The organism is Paenibacillus segetis, assembly GCF_014639155.1.
Taxonomy (GTDB): Bacteria; Bacillota; Bacilli; order Paenibacillales; family Paenibacillaceae; genus Fontibacillus; species Fontibacillus segetis.
The window spans coordinates 3,383,352-3,401,717 of record NZ_BMFT01000001.1 but is presented as its reverse complement, the minus strand read 5'-3'; the positions used below and the strand labels follow the sequence as shown (position 1 = coordinate 3,401,717).

Annotated in this window: 15 protein-coding genes; 14 read left to right on the top strand and 1 reads right to left on the bottom strand. The window is 42.7% G+C overall.

The window, feature by feature from the left end; all coding sequences use genetic code 11:
- Nucleotides 1-133: 133 nt before the first annotated feature.
- From alaS to IEW05_RS15890, 11 genes are all read left to right on the top strand, one after another.
- Entirely contained in the window at nucleotides 134-2,758 is a 2,625-nt protein-coding gene (alaS, locus tag IEW05_RS15940; protein ID WP_188540514.1) for an alanine--tRNA ligase, read from the top strand.
- 139 nt (nucleotides 2,759-2,897) lie between these two features.
- The gene (locus IEW05_RS15935; protein ID WP_127193925.1) at nucleotides 2,898-3,158 is read left to right on the top strand and encodes an IreB family regulatory phosphoprotein; all 261 of its coding nucleotides are present in this window, start codon (nucleotides 2,898-2,900) and stop codon (nucleotides 3,156-3,158) included.
- A 9-nt stretch (nucleotides 3,159-3,167) separates the two neighbouring features.
- Nucleotides 3,168-3,584 (top strand): Holliday junction resolvase RuvX, encoded by a 417-nt coding sequence (gene ruvX, locus IEW05_RS15930; protein ID WP_188540512.1) that lies wholly within the window; start codon nucleotides 3,168-3,170, stop codon nucleotides 3,582-3,584.
- A 12-nt stretch (nucleotides 3,585-3,596) separates the two neighbouring features.
- Nucleotides 3,597-3,911: a DUF1292 domain-containing protein gene (locus IEW05_RS15925; protein ID WP_188540510.1), complete on the top strand. Its 315-nt coding sequence runs from the start codon at nucleotides 3,597-3,599 to the stop codon at nucleotides 3,909-3,911.
- Nucleotides 3,904-4,206 (top strand): DUF1292 domain-containing protein, encoded by a 303-nt coding sequence (locus tag IEW05_RS15920; protein ID WP_188540508.1) that lies wholly within the window; start codon nucleotides 3,904-3,906, stop codon nucleotides 4,204-4,206. The genes IEW05_RS15925 and IEW05_RS15920 overlap by 8 nt, the downstream gene beginning before the upstream one ends.
- 86 nt (nucleotides 4,207-4,292) lie before the next feature.
- The gene (gene mltG, locus IEW05_RS15915) at nucleotides 4,293-5,348 is read left to right on the top strand and encodes an endolytic transglycosylase MltG (protein WP_188540506.1); all 1,056 of its coding nucleotides are present in this window, start codon (nucleotides 4,293-4,295) and stop codon (nucleotides 5,346-5,348) included.
- A gap of 15 nt (nucleotides 5,349-5,363) precedes the next feature.
- Nucleotides 5,364-6,299, top strand: a complete 936-nt coding sequence (locus tag IEW05_RS15910; RefSeq protein ID WP_188540504.1) for a peptidase U32 family protein — start codon at nucleotides 5,364-5,366, stop codon at nucleotides 6,297-6,299.
- 18 nt (nucleotides 6,300-6,317) lie between these two features.
- Nucleotides 6,318-7,658 (top strand): peptidase U32 family protein, encoded by a 1,341-nt coding sequence (locus tag IEW05_RS15905; RefSeq protein ID WP_188540502.1) that lies wholly within the window; start codon nucleotides 6,318-6,320, stop codon nucleotides 7,656-7,658.
- A gap of 239 nt (nucleotides 7,659-7,897) precedes the next feature.
- On the top strand, nucleotides 7,898-10,069 hold the full coding sequence (locus IEW05_RS15900) for a methyl-accepting chemotaxis protein (RefSeq protein ID WP_229753398.1): 2,172 nt from the start codon (nucleotides 7,898-7,900) through the stop codon (nucleotides 10,067-10,069).
- A 131-nt stretch (nucleotides 10,070-10,200) separates the two neighbouring features.
- A complete protein-coding gene (locus IEW05_RS15895; protein WP_188540500.1) occupies nucleotides 10,201-12,015 on the top strand; it encodes a peptidoglycan D,D-transpeptidase FtsI family protein in 1,815 nt (604 codons plus the stop codon).
- 160 nt (nucleotides 12,016-12,175) lie between these two features.
- Nucleotides 12,176-13,621: a polysaccharide deacetylase family protein gene (locus IEW05_RS15890; protein ID WP_188540498.1), complete on the top strand. Its 1,446-nt coding sequence runs from the start codon at nucleotides 12,176-12,178 to the stop codon at nucleotides 13,619-13,621.
- Nucleotides 13,622-13,731: 110 nt separating this feature from the next.
- Here the strand turns inward: IEW05_RS15890 and ilvD are convergent, their stop codons facing one another.
- Complete coding sequence (ilvD, locus tag IEW05_RS15885) at nucleotides 13,732-15,417, bottom strand: dihydroxy-acid dehydratase (protein ID WP_188540496.1); 1,686 nt, start codon at nucleotides 15,415-15,417, stop codon at nucleotides 13,732-13,734.
- A 225-nt stretch (nucleotides 15,418-15,642) separates the two neighbouring features.
- Here ilvD and IEW05_RS15880 point away from each other — a divergent pair, with 225 nt between their 5' ends.
- The 3 genes from IEW05_RS15880 to mgrA all read left to right on the top strand — a co-directional run bounded on the left by IEW05_RS15880 (nucleotide 15,643) and on the right by mgrA (nucleotide 18,340).
- Complete coding sequence (locus IEW05_RS15880) at nucleotides 15,643-16,416, top strand: HAD family hydrolase (RefSeq protein WP_229753397.1); 774 nt, start codon at nucleotides 15,643-15,645, stop codon at nucleotides 16,414-16,416.
- Nucleotides 16,417-16,484: 68 nt separating this feature from the next.
- A complete protein-coding gene (locus tag IEW05_RS15875; RefSeq protein ID WP_188540492.1) occupies nucleotides 16,485-17,234 on the top strand; it encodes an NAD-dependent protein deacylase in 750 nt (249 codons plus the stop codon).
- Nucleotides 17,235-17,335: 101 nt separating this feature from the next.
- The gene (gene mgrA / locus IEW05_RS15870; protein WP_188540490.1) at nucleotides 17,336-18,340 is read left to right on the top strand and encodes an L-glyceraldehyde 3-phosphate reductase; all 1,005 of its coding nucleotides are present in this window, start codon (nucleotides 17,336-17,338) and stop codon (nucleotides 18,338-18,340) included.
- Nucleotides 18,341-18,366 lie beyond the last annotated feature (26 nt).

Below are 18,366 nucleotides of genomic sequence, written 5' to 3'. Positions count from 1 at the left end.
AAGGAGCGATAACCAGGGTGGTACCGCGAGTTAATCGTCCCTGTGATCAGGGGCGTTTTTTCTATTTTTCGGTGCTTTTATATAGAGGTAGCATTATTAGCGCCGAACACATAAAAACCTAGGGGGAACTTATATGAAATCAAGTGAAATACGCTCAAAATGGTTGCAGTTCTTCGCCAGCAAAGGGCACAAAATCGAGCCGAGTGCATCGCTCGTTCCGCATAACGATCCCTCTTTGCTATGGATCAATGCGGGTATGGCTCCGCTGAAAGCTTATTTTGATGGCCGGGTAAAACCTGATAATCCAAGGCTCACTAATTCTCAGAAATGCATACGTACAAATGATATCGAGAACGTGGGAAAAACGCGTCGTCATCATACTTTTTTTGAAATGTTGGGTAACTTCTCCATCGGTGATTATTTCAAAGAAGATGCAATTACTTGGGCATGGGAGTTTCTAACGTCACCTGAATGGATCGGCTTTGATCCAGAGCGTCTATCCGTAACGGTATATCCTGAGGATGAAGAAGCGTACAAGTTGTGGAACGAGAAGATTGGTCTACCGGCTGAGCGGATCGTGAAGCTAGAGGAGAATTTCTGGGATATCGGTGAAGGACCATGTGGACCATGTACAGAAATATTCTATGACCGTGGAGATGCCTATGGTGATCTCTCCGATCCAGAGTGTTATACAGGTGGGGAAAATGAACGCTTCCTGGAAGTATGGAATGTAGTATTCTCCCAATTTAATCATAATAAAGATGGTAGCTTCACTCCACTTCCTAGTAAGAATATCGATACGGGCGCGGGTCTAGAACGTTTTGCATCCATTCTGCAAGATGTGAATTCTAACTTTGATACGGATTTATTCCAACCGATCATCACTAAAACTGCTCAAATCGCTGGTGTGAAATATGGGACAAGCGAAGAAGTAGATGTGGCATTGAAAGTCATCGCGGATCACGTACGTACGGTTGCTTTCGCGGTTGCTGATGGTGTATTGCCATCAAACGAAGGACGGGGTTACGTTATTCGTCGATTGCTCCGCCGTGCTGTTCGTTATGGTAAGGTACTTGGTCTAAGCAAGCCATTTATGTATGAATTGGTAGAAACAGTTGGCGAAATTATGGGCAGCTACTACACGGACATCGTTACAAAGCGTGAATTTATCGAGAAAGTTATTCATACGGAAGAAGAGCGTTTCCACGAAACGTTGAGTGATGGATTAGCGATTCTAGCTCAGATCAGTGCAGATGCCAAAGCAGAAGGTCGCACGGTCCTTACGGGTGCTGAGACATTCAAGTTGTACGATACCTATGGATTCCCGCTCGACCTAAGTGAAGACTTTGCGTTAGAGCATGGAATGACGGTAGACCGGGAAGGTTTTGAAGCAGCTATGGAGGAGCAACGTGAACGTGCACGTGCTGCTGGCCATAAAGGTGCAAGTATGGCAATCCAGGGTGGGGTTCTGTCTGATTATACGACTAAAACAGAATTCATTGGTTATAATGAGCTTGATGTAACTACAAAAATTCTAGCGATTGTAGTGGATGATACTTTCAAGGATGTTTTATCCGCCGGAGAAACTGGACAAGTTATACTGGAGACAACTCCTTTCTATGCAGAAAGTGGTGGTCAAGTCAGCGATCAAGGTACAATTACCAGTGAATTAGGCAGTGCGAAGGTAGAAGGGATGTTCAAAGCACCACATGGTCAACATGTTCATCAAGTGACAATGACTTCTGGTGAATTGCGTGTAGATACTGAAGTAACGGCTCAAGTAAATCGGGAACTTCGCGGAAGTATTGTGAAAAACCATACAGCGACACATTTGCTTCATAAAGCGCTCAAAGAAACATTAGGAGAGCATGTGAATCAGGCTGGTTCTTTGGTAGACCCGCAGCGACTTCGTTTTGACTTCTCACACCTTGGTAGCATTTCTACTGAAGAACTCACAGAGATTGAGCACCGTGTGAATGAGCAGATATGGAATGCATTAGATGTAATTATTGAGCACAAACCAATCGACGAAGCGAAAGCAATGGGTGCGATGGCTCTGTTTGGTGAAAAGTACGGTGACGTTGTACGCGTTGTTCAAGTTGGCGGCTACAGTTTGGAATTATGCGGTGGATGCCATGTTAGCAATACATCCGAAATTGGATTGTTCAAACTGGTTAGCGAGAGCGGGATAGGCTCTGGTGTCCGCCGGATTGAAGCAGTTACCGGCCGTGGTGCTTATCAGTATATGGATGGTCAACTTGAGACACTCAAACAATCAGCTGCATTGCTTAAGTCCAATGTGAATGATGTTCCTAAGCGGATTGAAGCTCTCTATCAGCAGTTGAAGGATTTGGGACGGGAGAATGAGTCTCTGCAAAGCAAGCTTAGTGTCATTGAAGCTGGTGAATTAACTAGCCAGGTAGTTAATGTTGGCAATACTAAGTTGCTTGCGGCACAGGTTCAAGCTAATAGCATGGAGGCTCTACGGAGTCTTGCTGATGAACTTAAAGTTAAACTTCCTGATGCAGTGCTAGTACTCGGAGCAACTGCTGAGGACAAAGTGAACTTTGTTGTCGCCGTACCGGGGGAGGAAGTTAAACGTGGTATTCATGCCGGTAAATTGGTTAAAGAAGTAGCAGCAGTATGTGGCGGTGGCGGCGGTGGTCGTCCGGATATGGCTCAAGCTGGCGGTAAGGACGCAAGTAAGCTTGCAGATGCCCTTAAACTGGCAGAACAATGGATTTCTTCACAAAATTGATGTATTTAATTCCATATATAGGGCCGCAAATTAACTGAAAATTTCCTTATCGAACTCTAGATATGATATAGTATGGGTAGGTTAAGAGGAAATTAACTGCGACCAAGAAGGTGTATGTCTCAAGAAGCGAGGTGTCTTCATGGACTCCATGGATAAGACGGTCAAGTTTAACGTCAAAGGTGATGAACAGGAAGCGTCAGCGCAGGAAATTCTTCTTACGGTATATGGGGCATTACAGGAGAAAGATTACCACCCTGTTAACCAGATTGTCGGTTATTTATTATCAGGTGACCCGGCGTATATTCCGCGTCACAACAATGCGAGAAGCCTGGTCCGTAAGAAAGAGCGTGACGAGCTGATCGAGGAACTGGTAAGATTCTATATGGCCGGTCACCGTTAGGAGAGCAACATGAAAATAATGGGTTTAGACTATGGGGACCGGAGAATTGGTGTGGCCGTTAGCGATGACTTAGGTTGGACCGCCCAAGGCGTTGAGGTTATTGATCGCTTAAGGGAAGGTGCTGAACTAGAGCGTATTGCCAATCTAGTGGAACAATACGCTGTTGAAGAACTCGTTGTTGGTTTACCTAAGAATATGAATGGTACCATCGGTCCTCGTGGGGAAATATGTATGGCTTTTGCAGAGGAACTGCGAACTAGATTGAAGTTACCGGTTCATCTGTGGGACGAACGTCTGACAACAGTATCTGCTCAGCGAACATTAATTGAAGCTGATGTCAGTCGGAAGAAGCGTAAAGGGGTCGTGGACAAAATTGCCGCGGTCTTGATTTTACAAAATTATATGGACTCTAAGAGTAAAAAGTGAGGGTGATCGCACATGTCTAAAGATCGTATCGGCAATGAAGAAGAACCGGAAATTATTTATATCCCCGATGATGAGGGCAATGAAGAAGAATTCGAAGTTATTATGAAATTCGAAGTTGACGGTTCGGACGCCAAGTATATGATGGTCGTTCCTCTTGAAGCTGATGAGGTTGATGAGGATAGCGAAGAGGTATACGCATTCCGTTACGAGGAAGATGGCGATGATCTGAAGTTGTACACGATCGACAGCGATGAAGAGTGGGCGATCGTTGAAGAGACGTTCAATACCTTGATCGATGAGTTCGACGGGGAGGAAGATCATGACTGATTTCTCGGCAGACAAAGTAATTTGGACTTCGCGAGTACATGATTCTTTTGGTCCTGTTGTTGAGCTATCGGATGAGCAGGGACAAATTTCGTACTATACGATTGAGAAGGAATTCGATGTGGCGGGGAATTCCTACGCCGTTCTTATTTCGGAGAACCGCTCTGAAGTTCAAGGTCCTGAGATTTTCAGAATTTTAACCTCTCTAGAAGGAACTTTAGAGCTGGTTACGATTGATGATGATGATGAATGGGAGAACGTATCTGAATTGTACGATGAACTAACTTTCCCGGAATAATTCAGGAAAAATTCTCGAAGAGTATTATAGATGAATCTGGGAGGGGCGGGACAACCGCCCTTTTTGGCTGCAAAGGGGTTGAAATATTGAAGAAGATATGGAAATGGCTATTGACGATAGTTCTGGTTATTGTGGTGGGAGTTGGTGCTGCTGGAGCTTACGTCTATCAACAAATGCAACCAGTTAAGACATCAGAGCAGCTTGTGAAATTTACAATTGAGCCTGGAGTAGGAACGAGTGGCATAGCTGATTTGCTGGAGGAGCAGGGACTTATAAAAAATTCCTTTCTATTCGTATCTTATTTGAAATTGAAATCCGAAGGAACACGTTTTCAAGCCGGAGTATATGAGATGCAACCCGGGATAACGTATGACCAAATTATTGAAAAGCTTAACAGTGGTGATGTTGTAAAGGCAGAGATGATCAAGTTTACGATTCCTGAAGGGTTTACGGTGGCCCAAATGGCGGACAAGTTAGCTGAAGAGGGAATTGTCGATAAGGATGCTTTTTTGCAATTGGCAAAGAGCCCTTCTGATTTGAATAGTGCATTATTGCCAGAAATTCCGAATGACCCGAAGCTGACATATCGTCTTGAAGGCTATCTTTTTCCTGAGACTTATGAGCTTGTAAAAGGAAGTACTGAGTCAGATATTGTGCAGCGTATGTTAGATGAAATGGATAAACGACTAAATCAAATCCCACAATTTCAGGAGAAACTGAAGCAGCGGGGATTAACCCTGAATGAACTTATGACGCTAGCTTCATTAGTGGAACGTGAAGTTGTTGTTGATTCTGAACGGAAAGTTGTAGCAGGAGTTATTTATAATCGTCTGGCTACAGGTAATATGAAGCTAGAAATTGATGCTACGGTACAGTATTTGCTCGGTAAACCGAAGGAGCGGCTTCTTAACTCCGACTTAAGAAAAGTGGACAGTCCATATAATACCTATCTTTATTTGGGTTTACCACCTGGACCAATCGCTGCACCTAGTCTCAAATCGATCGAGGCAGCGCTTGAACCGGAGTCTTCCGAGTATCTATTCTATGTAACGAAGAAAGATGGCAGTGGTGAACATCTATTTGCCAAGACATATAAGGAACATTTGAAGAACATCGAGAAAAGTAAGGCTATGGCTAAATGACAGAGGTGTATATTTATGAGTAACAAAACGGAACTTCTAGCCCCAGCAGGTTCTTTGGCAGAAGTGAAATTGTATCTAGAATCTGGAGCTAATGCAGTTCTAATTGGTGAAGAGCAATTCGCAATGAGATTACCCGGAGATTTCACCCTTGCTGAAATTGCCAAAGCGGTTGATTATGCACATGGCCGAGAGGCGAAGGTATATGTAAGTATCAATAACCTGGTAGATAACAAATTGCTACCCAAGCTTCCTGATTACGTGAAGGGCCTCGCTGATTGTGGTGTAGATGGGGTCCAATTTGGTGATCCGGCCGTATTGAAATTACTAAGGGAGATTGCTCCACAGATCGAAGCCCATTGGAATGCTGAAATGACATCTACGAATTATTCGACTGCAAATTATTGGGGCACTAAGGGAGCTTCAAGAGTAGTACTCGCACGCGAACTGAACATGGATGAGATTACAGGGATGTCTCCAAATCTTCAGATTCAATCAGAAGTGCAGGTTCATGGCATGACGAATATTTATCATTCCAAACGTCGTCTGGTACACAGTTACATGACACATCAGGGACGTCCGCTTAAGGAAAATGATGATTTAGGTAGAGAGCGTGGACTTTTTCTAATTGAAGCAGAACGTCAGGATGAGAAGTTTCCAATTTATGAGGACAGCAATGGAACCCATATTATGAGTTCTGATGATGTTTGCATTTTGGAGGATTTACATTTACTCATGGAATCTGGCGTAGATAGCTTTAAGATTGAGACTTTACTCAAATCACCGGAATATAATGCGGCGGTTATTAAAGCTTATCGAACAGCAATCGACACTTATTTCAGCGATCTAGAGGAATATGAGTTTAACGAATCTTGGTTAGATGAAGTGCGGCAGATGCAGGACCCTGAACGCGAGCTATCCTTTGGATTTTATTATAAAGAACAAGTTTATTAATTAAAGAGGTGAACGAAGATGCAAACAGCGCAGAAACATATTCCGAAGTATAACGGTAGCCGTTATCGTTTGGCGAAGCCAGAGCTACTTGCTCCGGCAGGTAATCTTGAAAAGTTAAAATTCGCTATTCATTATGGGGCAGACGCCGTGTATATCGGTGGACAGAAATACGGCCTTCGTTCCAATGCGGATAATTTCAGTTTTGAAGAAATGCGCGAAGGGGTTGAGTTCGCGAAGCGATATGGGGCTAAGGTTTTTGTAGCCACAAATATTTATGCGCATAACGAAGATATTGAGGGAATTGAAGAATACTTGCGGAATTTATACGATGCAGGAATTTCCGCAATCATTGCTGCCGATCCAGTTATTATCGATACTGCACGTCGTACAGTGCCAGAACTAGAGGTTCATCTTAGCACTCAACAATCAACGATAAACTGGCAGACCGTTAAGTTCTGGAAGGAAGAGGGTCTACCGAGAGTTGTATTGGGTCGGGAGACTAGTTTGGAAGAAATCAACGAGATCAAACAGAATGTAGATATTGAAATTGAAGCATTTATTCATGGTGCTATGTGTTCTTCCTATTCTGGACGTTGTGTATTGTCCAATCATTTTACGGACCGTGATTCTAACCGAGGTGGCTGTTGCCAATCTTGTCGTTGGAAATACGATCTGTTTGAGGATGGACGTTCTCAAGCTGAGGAAAATTGGATCTCGGCAGAAGATGCAGAAGAAGCTAGAGATTCTGCGCAATTTAAAGTTGGCGTAACTGCGTTGCCATTGTTTGAAGAGCAGGATAATGCTTTTACGATGGGATCCAAGGATCTATGTATGATCGGCCATATTCCTGATTTGATTGATGTGGGCATAGACAGCTTCAAAATCGAAGGAAGAATGAAATCGATTCATTATGTTGCGACTGTCGTGAATGTTTATCGCAAAGCGATCGATGCCTATATGGCTGATCCGGAGAACTATGTTTTAAAACCGGAGTGGGTGGAAGAAATTAACAAGGCGGCAAATCGTCCGCTTAATACAGGATTCTTCTATGATACACCTGATCATGAGGATCACATATATGAACCAGAAGAAAAGGCTGTACCCTATGATTTTGCAGGACTAGTACTTGAGTATGATGAAGAAACTGGCATAGCTGTTATTCAGCAACGAAACCATTTTAAACCTGGACAAGAAGTTGAATTTTTCGGACCAGGAAACACCTTCTTCAAGCAAACAGTCGATAAGATTTGGGATGAAGCTGGTAATGAATTGGATGCGGCACGTCATCCTCTGCAACGGATTAAGATCAAGGTTGATCACCCAGTGGCATATTTTGACATGATGCGTAAAAAGAATTAATGCTCAGATAACAAACTAGGGCTTTTTTGGCGCTTTTACTAGGTCAAAAGGCCCTTTTTTTTGTTTTTATGTGTTTTTTTTATTTAATCTTTAATCATTCGCGAAGTTTACCGATATTATAGAGGAGAATGTTAACATAGGTCGAATATTCTATATTAGCAGTTAAATAATGTCGATTTAAGTACGGCCTAGAACCTATTTTTATGTGAAATAATTACTAAGAGTGGTGGGTGATCAACGTGAAATTGATTCCAAAGAAGGAGAAGGGGAACCGCGAAACAGAGGACAAAAACAACACGATAGAGGTTAAAATTGCTGATCAAGCTGATAAGGCAATTCCTCGAGGTTGGAAACAAAAGACATCATCGATTATGGATCATTTTCCCAAGCAGTTTAGTCCATCAAAATCTGTGGGTGTGCGTCTGTTTTTGATTTTCTTCGTTGCTATTATGTTTTTTGTGCTTGCTATAGGTATTTTATCTTATCAGATGGCAAAGAACACAATACAGAATAATGCGGAAAAGTCGAATTTACAGGCGGTAGTCCAGGCTTCACAAAAACTGGATATTATTCTTGATCAATATGATTCAACCTTGCAACAAGTGTTCCTTGATGATGAAATGCAAACAGCGATAAGAGAAGCCTCGCTATCGAATTTATCGGATTATGATCGATTTGTTCAATCCAATAAGATGCAAAAACGATTGACTTCAATGATTCTTACAACAGATAGTATAGCCGCGGTATATATGGTGGGTGAAGATAAAACTATTGACCCAATTACTACCGGTAATGTGGATCGAACGTTTGTAGATTCGATTAGAGATGAGCCTTGGTTTGAAGAAGTAATAAAAACTTCAAGAGCTAAGTGGGTTAACATTCAAGGAGAAGCTCAAAAATCGGATGTAGTTAGATTGGCCAGATCGTTTCAAAGTTTAAACAATATGAGCCGTTATATCATGATTGCGGATGTTAAAAAAAGTGTGCTGACCAGTTACTTGAACGAAATGGATTTAGGCAAAGGCTCCTCGATTCAATTATTGACTCCAGATAATATTGTCATAACATCTTCAATGGAAGGCGATGTAGGCGAAGTAACAGGAGTTGACCTTAGTAAAGCTGGAAATGAAGCTTCTGGTGGGACACGAACTAAAGATGCTCAAGGTGACCCGGTTTTGGCTGTTTATAATCAATTGGCGAGCTCAGGATGGAAGCTGATGGGAGCGGTTCCAACTGCTCAATTAACTAAGGATGCACAAGGTATACTTATTACTACATATGTCTCTGCTGCTGTAGTTGGATTGATTGCTATTCTCATTGGCATTTGGATGGTATTCATGATAGCCCGTCCGCTAGCCAAATTAAAGAACTTGATGGAAGAGGGCTCCAGAGGCAATCTAAATGTCCGGATCAACATGAAATCTAAAGATGAAATCGGACAACTGGCTATCAGTTTCAACGTGATGATGGAACAGATTTCCACTTTGGTTAGACAGACCAACCTGTCGGCGCAGGATGTAATGGTTACGGCTTCGGAATTAACCGATGCTTCGAACAAAACAGCACTCTCTGCCAAAGAAATCGCTGTAGCGACCGAAGAAATTGCAAGTGGAGCAACAAGTTTGGCTAGCCAAGCTGAACGAGGTACTGAATTGACAGACAATATCACTCGCCAAATGGAGAGCTTTATTGTTGCAAATAAAGAAATGTCTGCTGCAGCTACTGAGGTCGAGCAGTCAAGTCAACTGGGAACAGAGTATTTAAATACTCTTCTCCAGAAGACAAACTCGACGGTAGAAATGGTGAATGCACTTACAGCCAAGGTCGATTCGCTGAAATCCAGTACTTCTTCCGTTATGAAAGTGTTGGATGTCATGCATGCGATAACACAACAGACTAACATTTTATCTTTGAATGCTACGATAGAAGCAGCTCGTGCAGGAGCTGCTGGAAAAGGATTCATGGTTGTAGCCGATGAAATTCGTCAGCTTGCGGATCAATCAAAACGGTCTATTACAATGGTAGGTGAAATCACAGACAAAATCGGACAAGAGATGGACGAAACAGTTCAAGCCTTATCGGAGGCAAGTCCTTTGTTCCAAGAGCAAATCACCTCAGTGAAAGAAACTAGTCAAATATTTGTTTCTGTTCAGGAGAAAATGGATGGCTTTGTGCATTATCTTGATGCTGTAACCATAGAAATCGAAGAATTGAATGATAGCCAAGGTGTAATGTCAGAGGCCATGAGCAGTGTCAGTGCTGTAGCTGAACAATCTTCGGCAACTTCACAAGAGGTGGCCTCACTCAGTAACGAACAACAAGTTGTTGGTGAGCAATTGGTTCAACTATCTGGCAAGCTAGAGAATGTGTCTAGTAAGCTTAAAGAATCGTTGTCTAAATTCTCTGTATAAATAAACTCAAGCTAACGAGTCGTAAAGTGGTCGTTCCTTTCAAAGGGACGACCACTTTTTTTGTTGTTTTCAAAAATAAGCCGAGTGTGAAGTTGTTTATCCCCGGAAATAATATAAAGAGGAGGGATAGCATGTCATTACTACGCAAAAAACGCATATTCTATATTCTGATGATCTTTATAGCTGTATTTGGTTTGTTCACTCTCCGAATACTCTGGATACAATCTCGTTCAGCCTTCAAGGAAATTACAGCAGGGGGAAGAACGATAAATGAAATGGCGGTTCGCCAACGCGAAGAGGGCATTGAGCTTGACTCTGGAAGAGGAAATTTCGTAGATCGAAACGGTCATTCCTTAACAGGTGAGGTCATCTGGGTGCCTGTGTTGTTCCCTGTAAATAAACTCCCAGAGAATATTGTACTCCAGAGAATGGCTAAGCTTTTACATACTACAACAGAACAAATAGAGCAGAAATGGAGTGGACTGAAGAAGCCCTACATCTGGCCAGAATCGAATAAGGAGGAAGGAATTCCGTTACAACTGAGCCAATTAGACTCTGAACAATGGAGCTTAGAAAAGGCGGAGGGCTTTGAAGTGCTTCCGTATGTTTCACGTTATAGTAACGAAACATCGGGTAGTCAATGGCTTGGATACGTCTCTCAAAGACCAGATGTTATTCGCAAAATGCAGGCCGGGAGTAAGAAGAATCGATCTTTACCGCTAACCATGTTAGTTGGAGCTGCGGGACTTGAAAGAACATTTGATCAATTTTTACGTGGAATTGGATCGACACGAGCATCTTTTACTGTTGATGGTCAAGGGCGCCCCCTACCGGGAATCGGAACTCGGGTGACGACTAAAGATAGTCGGTATTATCCACTGCAAATTAAAACTACGATTGATCAACATATTCAGCAAGGAATTGAGAAACTTACAGAGGAGGCAAACATGGAAGAGGGTGCTATTGTCGTGCTAGATGCGAATTCAGGCGATGTGGTATCCATGGTTTCTAGACCATTTTATAATCCCCGGCATATTGAATTACAAGGGGGAAACTGGAGTAATCATGCAGTCAAAGTAGCTGTACCAGGGTCAATTTTTAAAACGGTTATAGCTGCTGCAGCACTGGAAGAAAAGGTTACAAATCCTAAGGAAGTATTTCATTGTTCCGGACATTACGATAAATACGGACTATCTTGTTGGAAGGAAGGTGGACATGGAGATATCACATTAGAGGAGGGGTTTGCTAAATCATGTAATATTGTTTTTGCTACATTAGGAGAACGTCTTACTGCATCAAGCATAACCTTAACGGCATCCAAACTTGGCTTGGGTCAAAAGATTGGGTGGCATGACACCTCATTTTTGGATGGAGAGAGCTTCTGGCAAATTGATCAGGAAGAGGCGGGAACTGTCTTTAGTAAAGATACCAGTGTTGATGGCGGTGTTCTGGCACAGACGGCACTAGGTCAACGTGATGTTATGGTATCACCTCTACAGGCAGCTAATTTGGTTGTGACACTATTACACGGAGGAAAAGTGACTTCTCCCCGATTAGTGAGTGAAATTGACTTCAAAGATGGCATGTCTATGTTTAACTTTCCGGTACAGACAATGACGTCACCATATGGGCAAATATCACAGCGTACCGCTGGAGTGTTGCTCTCATGGATGCGAGAGGTGGTAACGGATGGCACAGGGGCTTCTCTTCAGGGGGCTAGCTGGAATTTAGCAGGTAAATCGGGCACAGCTGAGGTGGTAAAAGGAGATAAATCATTAAACAATCAATGGTTTATTGGGTATGGGCCTATCGAAAATCCACGATATGCTGTTGCCGTACTAGTGCAGAATCGCCCTCTAGGCTCTCCACATCAGGGAGTAGCGTTGTTTCGGCGGACTATGGATCTGCTGGCATCAGAGGAATCAAGTCTAAATATTAAGAAGTGAATGGAGTCCTGAGTAATTTACATAAAATATTGAGCAAAACTTCATGTTTCTTTTCCAAAATAATGCGCTAATTATTGTGCGTGTATGATAAAATAAAGGATATGCTAAGTTACAGGAGCATGTCAAAGTCATTGAATCATAGAAAAGTGGGGAAAGCGACATGGAGACTTTGCTGCTGGGTTTATTTTATATTTCAACATTATATGCCTTTATACCCGGCTTAATTACACGTTTATTTGGTTTTCGCGTTTTCAGGCGTGGAGTAAGTAAGGATCATTTTGCTCTGACTTTTGATGACGGTCCAGATCCGGTATATACTCCAAAGTTGTTAGATTTGCTCAAGTTGTATGACGCTAAGGCAACTTTTTTTGTCGTTGGCTCTAACGCAGAGAAATATCCTGAGTTAGTTAAGCGAATGCATGAAGAAGGTCACCTTATCGGCATTCATAATTATGTTCATAAGACGAACTGGTTAATGTGGCCTGCTTCTGTGAAGAAGCAGATTCAAAGAACTACAAAGATTATCCATGACATCACAGGTGTTACAACTCATTACTATCGGCCACCTTGGGGTATAGTTAATCTGTTTGACTTTGCGAAGAGAAATGAGACTCAAATCGTGTTGTGGTCTGCAATGTTTGGGGATTGGCGTCAAAGAATCGGAGCGGATCGGTTAACTGAACGGATGATGAAGAAGCTTGGTGGCGGAGAGGTTTTCTTGCTCCATGATTGTGGTGCTACATTAGGTGCTAACACGGATGCTCCTATGCAAATGCTTATAGCCCTTGAGCGTGTACTTAAGGAAGCACAAACACGTGGACTCCAAAGTATCCGGATTGATGAGATGATCACAATGGGGAAGAACCTCAAGAAGAAAGGTAATGCGGCTCCTTCAACTTCAACTGGTGAGAATGCAGTGCATCGTGGAAAGCCCGCTTTATCTCCAATGAAGAAATGCATCGTTTCATTGTGGTTTCTCTGGGAGAAAGTATTCCATTTCCTATTCCGACTAAAGACAACCAATTCAGAAGATCCGATATTTCATTTTCGGATACGACCATATCATGGGGATACAGTTAAAATGATGGGGGATATTCCACTTGTTCACGGAGATCAAGTGTTAGAATTACATTTCGACAACAAAAAATTGTTCCAGATCGGTATGCGTTCGAGAAGTTCAATCCAGGTTGCAATTGGGATGATTCGTGGAGTGGAGAAGACATTACCTGAATTAGCAAGTTATATCATGGCTCATCCTGAACTTCATGATGTCAAAGCACTTTATGGTGTTACGATGATTAATCGTGGAACGGAACAACTTGGCTTTACGGTGGCCGATCTGCCAAAAGGTTTATTTGCGAAATCCACTACGATATACCTGAAATTCTTGATGAAAGTTATTCATCCACAAGGGGGAGCTAGGCTGAAACAATCTTCATCGAAAGAGCTAGTTCCGAAAATGCTCGTGATGCCGATTGAGCTTCTATTGGAACGGTACTCGGAGGGTGGTTCTCACCGTCATTTGAAACAGAAGCAACAAAAGGATCTACAATCAGCAGAAGACGCAACTGAAACTGAAGTTGTCCTCAGTACTTCTCTGACATAGCTTTAACTTTATGTATATACTCTGGACTTATAAATAAAGAAATAAGCAATAGAAAAGGGGCTATTTCACGAGTTTGACTTGTGAAATAGCCCCTTTTATCTTATTGCGGATTAAATCTTTAAGATACCGCCCATGCTGGCATTAGTAACTAATTTGGAGTAACGAGCCAGATAACCAGTTTTTACTTTTGGCTCGAAGCCCTTCCAATTTGCCTGACGTTTATTAAATTCTTCATCATCCACATGAAGTTGAATGATACGATTATTCAAATCGAGTTCGATAATGTCCCCGTCTTCAACAAAAGCAATCGGTCCACCTTCTGCTGCTTCAGGTGAAATATGTCCAATACTGATCCCTCTAGATGCTCCAGAGAAGCGTCCGTCTGTGATTAAGCCGACCTTAGCTCCGAGCCCCATACCAACGATTTGAGAAGTAGGTGCTAGCATTTCAGGCATGCCCGGTCCACCCTTAGGTCCTTCGTAACGAATGACAACGACGCTACCTTCTTTTACTTTTCCATTAGCAATTCCTTCGAGTGCTTCTTCTTGTGAATCGAAGCAGATGGCAGGTCCTTTATGATATCCACCAACGGAAGGATCAACAGCGCCGACTTTGATAACAGAGCCTTCAGGAGCAAGATTTCCGTAGAGAATAGCTAGGCCGCCTCTTTCGGAATAAGGATTGTCGATAGGATGGATTACGTTGAAATCCTGGATTTCACATCCTGCAACATTCTCGGCTATCGTCTTACCGGATACCGTCATGCAGTCACCGTAAATGGCACCTGGTTTCTTAAGCAATTCGTTCAGTACGGCACTTACACCACCAGCCCGGTGAACATCTTCGATGAAATAATTCGAAGCCGGAGCGAGCTTGGAAATATGCGGTACACGGTTAGCAACTTCATTGATACGTTCTAACGGATAGTCAATTCCAGCTTCTTGTGCTAATGCAAGCGTGTGGAGGACCGTGTTCGTTGAACCACCCATTGCCATATCCAAGGCAAACGCGTTATCAATGGATTCCTTTGTCACGAAATCACGCGGTTTGAGGTCGATCTTGATAAGTTCCATAAGTTGTTTAGCTGATTGTCTTACAAAGTCGCGTCTTTCTTCCGCTATGGCAAGAATTGTTCCGTTACCTGGAAGAGCAAGGCCTAGAGCTTCTGCAAGGCAGTTCATGGAATTTGCAGTGAACATACCGGAGCATGAGCCACAAGTAGGACAACCGTATTGCTCCAACTCTAGCAGTTCAGCGTCATTGATTTTTCCAGCTTGGTGCGCACCAACGCCTTCAAAGACTGAAGTTAATGAAAGACGATTACCTTTGCTATCTACCCCAGCTTTCATTGGGCCACCGCTGACAAATATCGTTGGAATGTTGACGCGAAGTGCGCCCATCATCATACCTGGAGTGATTTTATCGCAGTTTGGAATGCAGACCATGCCATCAAACCAGTGGGCAGATACAACAGTTTCCAAGGCATCAGCGATAATCTCCCGGCTCGGTAGTGAATAACGCATTCCAATGTGTCCCATAGCAATGCCGTCGTCAACACCGATCGTATTAAATTCAAATGGAACACCGCCGGCTTCACGGATAGCTTCTTTAACAATCTTACCAAATTCCTGCAAATGCACATGCCCAGGAACTATATCAATATAGGAGTTACATACCGCGATAAAAGGTTTACCGAAGTCTTCCTCCTTTACGCCTGCGGCCCGCAATAGACTGCGGTGAGGTGCCCGGTCAAAGCCTTTTTTGATCATATCTGAACGCATTTTTTTGACTGACATGGTATTATTCCCCCCATATATATTTTGTTGTGTAGCTTTAGATCGTTAAAGTCTTTTTTAAAGTCTATCATATGTAATCTACTTTTTCTAGCAATGATCATTAGAGTAATTAGATGAATTGAGCTTAACTTACTGTATTTTGTCATACGATCTCATTTAGCATTACAATAGAACTAAGGATAGATGTCATAATGTAGTTAATTCAATAGTTGTGGAGGTGTTATGTTGCCAACGCTCAAAATTCAATCTTACTCTATACCCTGTAAGGCCATTTTATTCGATAAGGACGGAACTTTACTAGATTTCATGGAGCTATGGGGGCAATGGGCTGAGACATTAATGGGTTTATTACAGGATTATTTGAGCAGCATAGGGATAGTAAACCGCCGCTTGGAGGCTCTCTCCACATTGTTAGGAATTAGCTATGACGTGAATGGACGAGTTGTCGATTATGACAGGACTGGACCCCTTGCGATGGGTACGGAAGAAGAAATTACGGCTTTACTAGCATGGCAGTTATATTCGGTCGGTATTACTTGGGATAAAGCGTTGAAATTGGTTGCCAAGTTTAGTGCTAATGCGTTAGCTGAAGTTAAGGAACATCGTCCGGCTAAGCCGATTGCAGGAATTGATGGACTATTGAAGTCTTGCCACTCTGCAGGAATTTTATTGGGTGTAGTCACCTCAGATCGAACAAGCGAAGCACAAGAGCATTTGGAATGGGTAGGGCTCGCTCCGTATTTTGGTAGCTTTGTAGGGCGTGATCGTGTGAATCTTGGAAAACCGGATCCAGAAATGGTGACGCTAGCATGCAGTGAACTCGGAATATCCCCCGCAGATGTCATAGTCATTGGAGATAGTAATGTCGATATGAGCATGGGGAAGGAAGCGGGAGTCATGATGACGATTGGTCTGGAACCGGGTGGAAATGGGGCATCCTATCTACATGATGCAGACATTTTAATTAAGGATTACTGGAGTATAGTAGTTGAAACTTAATTTTATGTATTAAATAACAAGCAGCACTGATTTTGATTCTGAGCCTTAATAAAAGGGGGAGTATTGGGTTGATTTCTTCTAAAACTGAGCTACTGTCAGAATGGGTAAAAGAGAGTAGAAACATCGTTTTTTTTGGTGGAGCGGGAATCTCAACAGAGAGTGGAATACCTGATTTCCGCTCAGCAGCTGGGATATATAAAATGGAAACGGAGTCACCGTACGCTCCTGAGGATATATTAAGTCGTCGTTTTTTTAACCGACATCCCGAAGTGTTTTATGATTTCTATAAATCGAAAATGATTCATCCGGAAGCGAGACCCAATGCGGCTCATCTATTCTTGGCACAACTGGAGAATGACGGGAAACTGAAAGCAATTGTTACACAGAATATCGATGGATTGCATGGAATGGCAGGAAATCAACACGTACTTGAACTTCATGGCTCAATTCACCGGAATTTCTGTATGGAGTGCGGACAATTTCATAGTTTGGAAGAGATCATGGCAAGTGTAGAAGTTGTTCCAAAGTGTGCGAATTGTGGGGGGATCGTTAAACCTGATGTTGTATTATACGGGGAAAATTTGGACGACCAGGTGATAGAGGCTACAGTTAATGCCATAGCGACAGCTGATTTGTTGCTGATTGGAGGAACCTCTCTTACCGTTCAGCCGGCAGCACATCTCGTAACCTACTTCCGAGGTGAACGAACGGTTCTCTTAAATGCATCGTCGACAGCATATGATGACCGTGCCGATCTCCATATTACAGAACCCATTGGTTCTGTGCTGGGACAAGTACATAAGTTATTGTACGAATAAGTATGCAGCTTAGTAAACGGCTTCTTGCTAAAAAAATTGGAAGAAGATATGATATTTTTGGTAAAGGTAAAATAATCTATTTCAGAAAGTAGGGCAGAAGTATGGTATATAACGCAAATGAAGATCGTTACCAATCGATGAAATATAACCGTGTAGGTCGTTCGGGACTGAAGCTTCCAGCCATTTCACTTGGATTATGGCATAATTTTGGTGGCGTGAATCAATTTGAGAATGGTCGGAATATGGTTACTAGAGCTTTTGATCTTGGAATTACTCATTTTGATTTGGCCAATAATTATGGACCACCTCCAGGCTCAGCGGAGGAAGTATTTGGAGAGATTTTGAAGAAAGACTTGTTAGCTTATCGCGATGAACTAATCATCTCTACTAAGGCTGGGTATAATATGTGGCCAGGTCCTTATGGGGAATGGGGTTCACGTAAATATTTGATATCAAGTCTGGACCAAAGCTTGAAACGAATGGACTTGGATTATGTTGATATTTTTTACTCACACCGTTTCGACCCAGAGACGCCGCTAGAAGAAACCATGATGACCCTAGACCATATCGTGCGTTCGGGGAAAGCGTTGTATGTAGGGATTTCCAATTATACTGCAGAGGAGACTGCTGAAGCGATCTCTATTCTGGGGTCATTGGGCACACCGCTTCTTATCCATCAACCAAGTTATTCCATGCTTAATCGCTGGATCGAGAACGGATTGCAAGATGTGTTGGAAGATAACGGTGTAGGCAGTATAGCTTTCTGTCCACTTGCTCAAGGGTTGCTGACGAATAAATATTTACATGGCATTCCTGAGGACTCCCGTGCAAAGAGTGCAAGTGTCTTCCTCGGTGAAGAGAACATTACGCCTGAAATGTTGCGAAAAGTGCATGCACTTAATCAATTAGCAGCAGCTCGTGGTCAGAGCTTGGCGCAGTTTGCATTGGCGTGGGTTCTGCGTAGCGGCAAAGTAACCTCAGCACTTATTGGGGCCAGCCGTGTTAGTCAAATTGAAGAGAATGTGCAGGCGCTTAATATGCTAGACTTCACCGCTGAAGAATTGAACCGTGTGGAGACGATCTTAAATACGCAAGGGGATAATTGAAAAGATTTTACTTAGCAACCCCCATC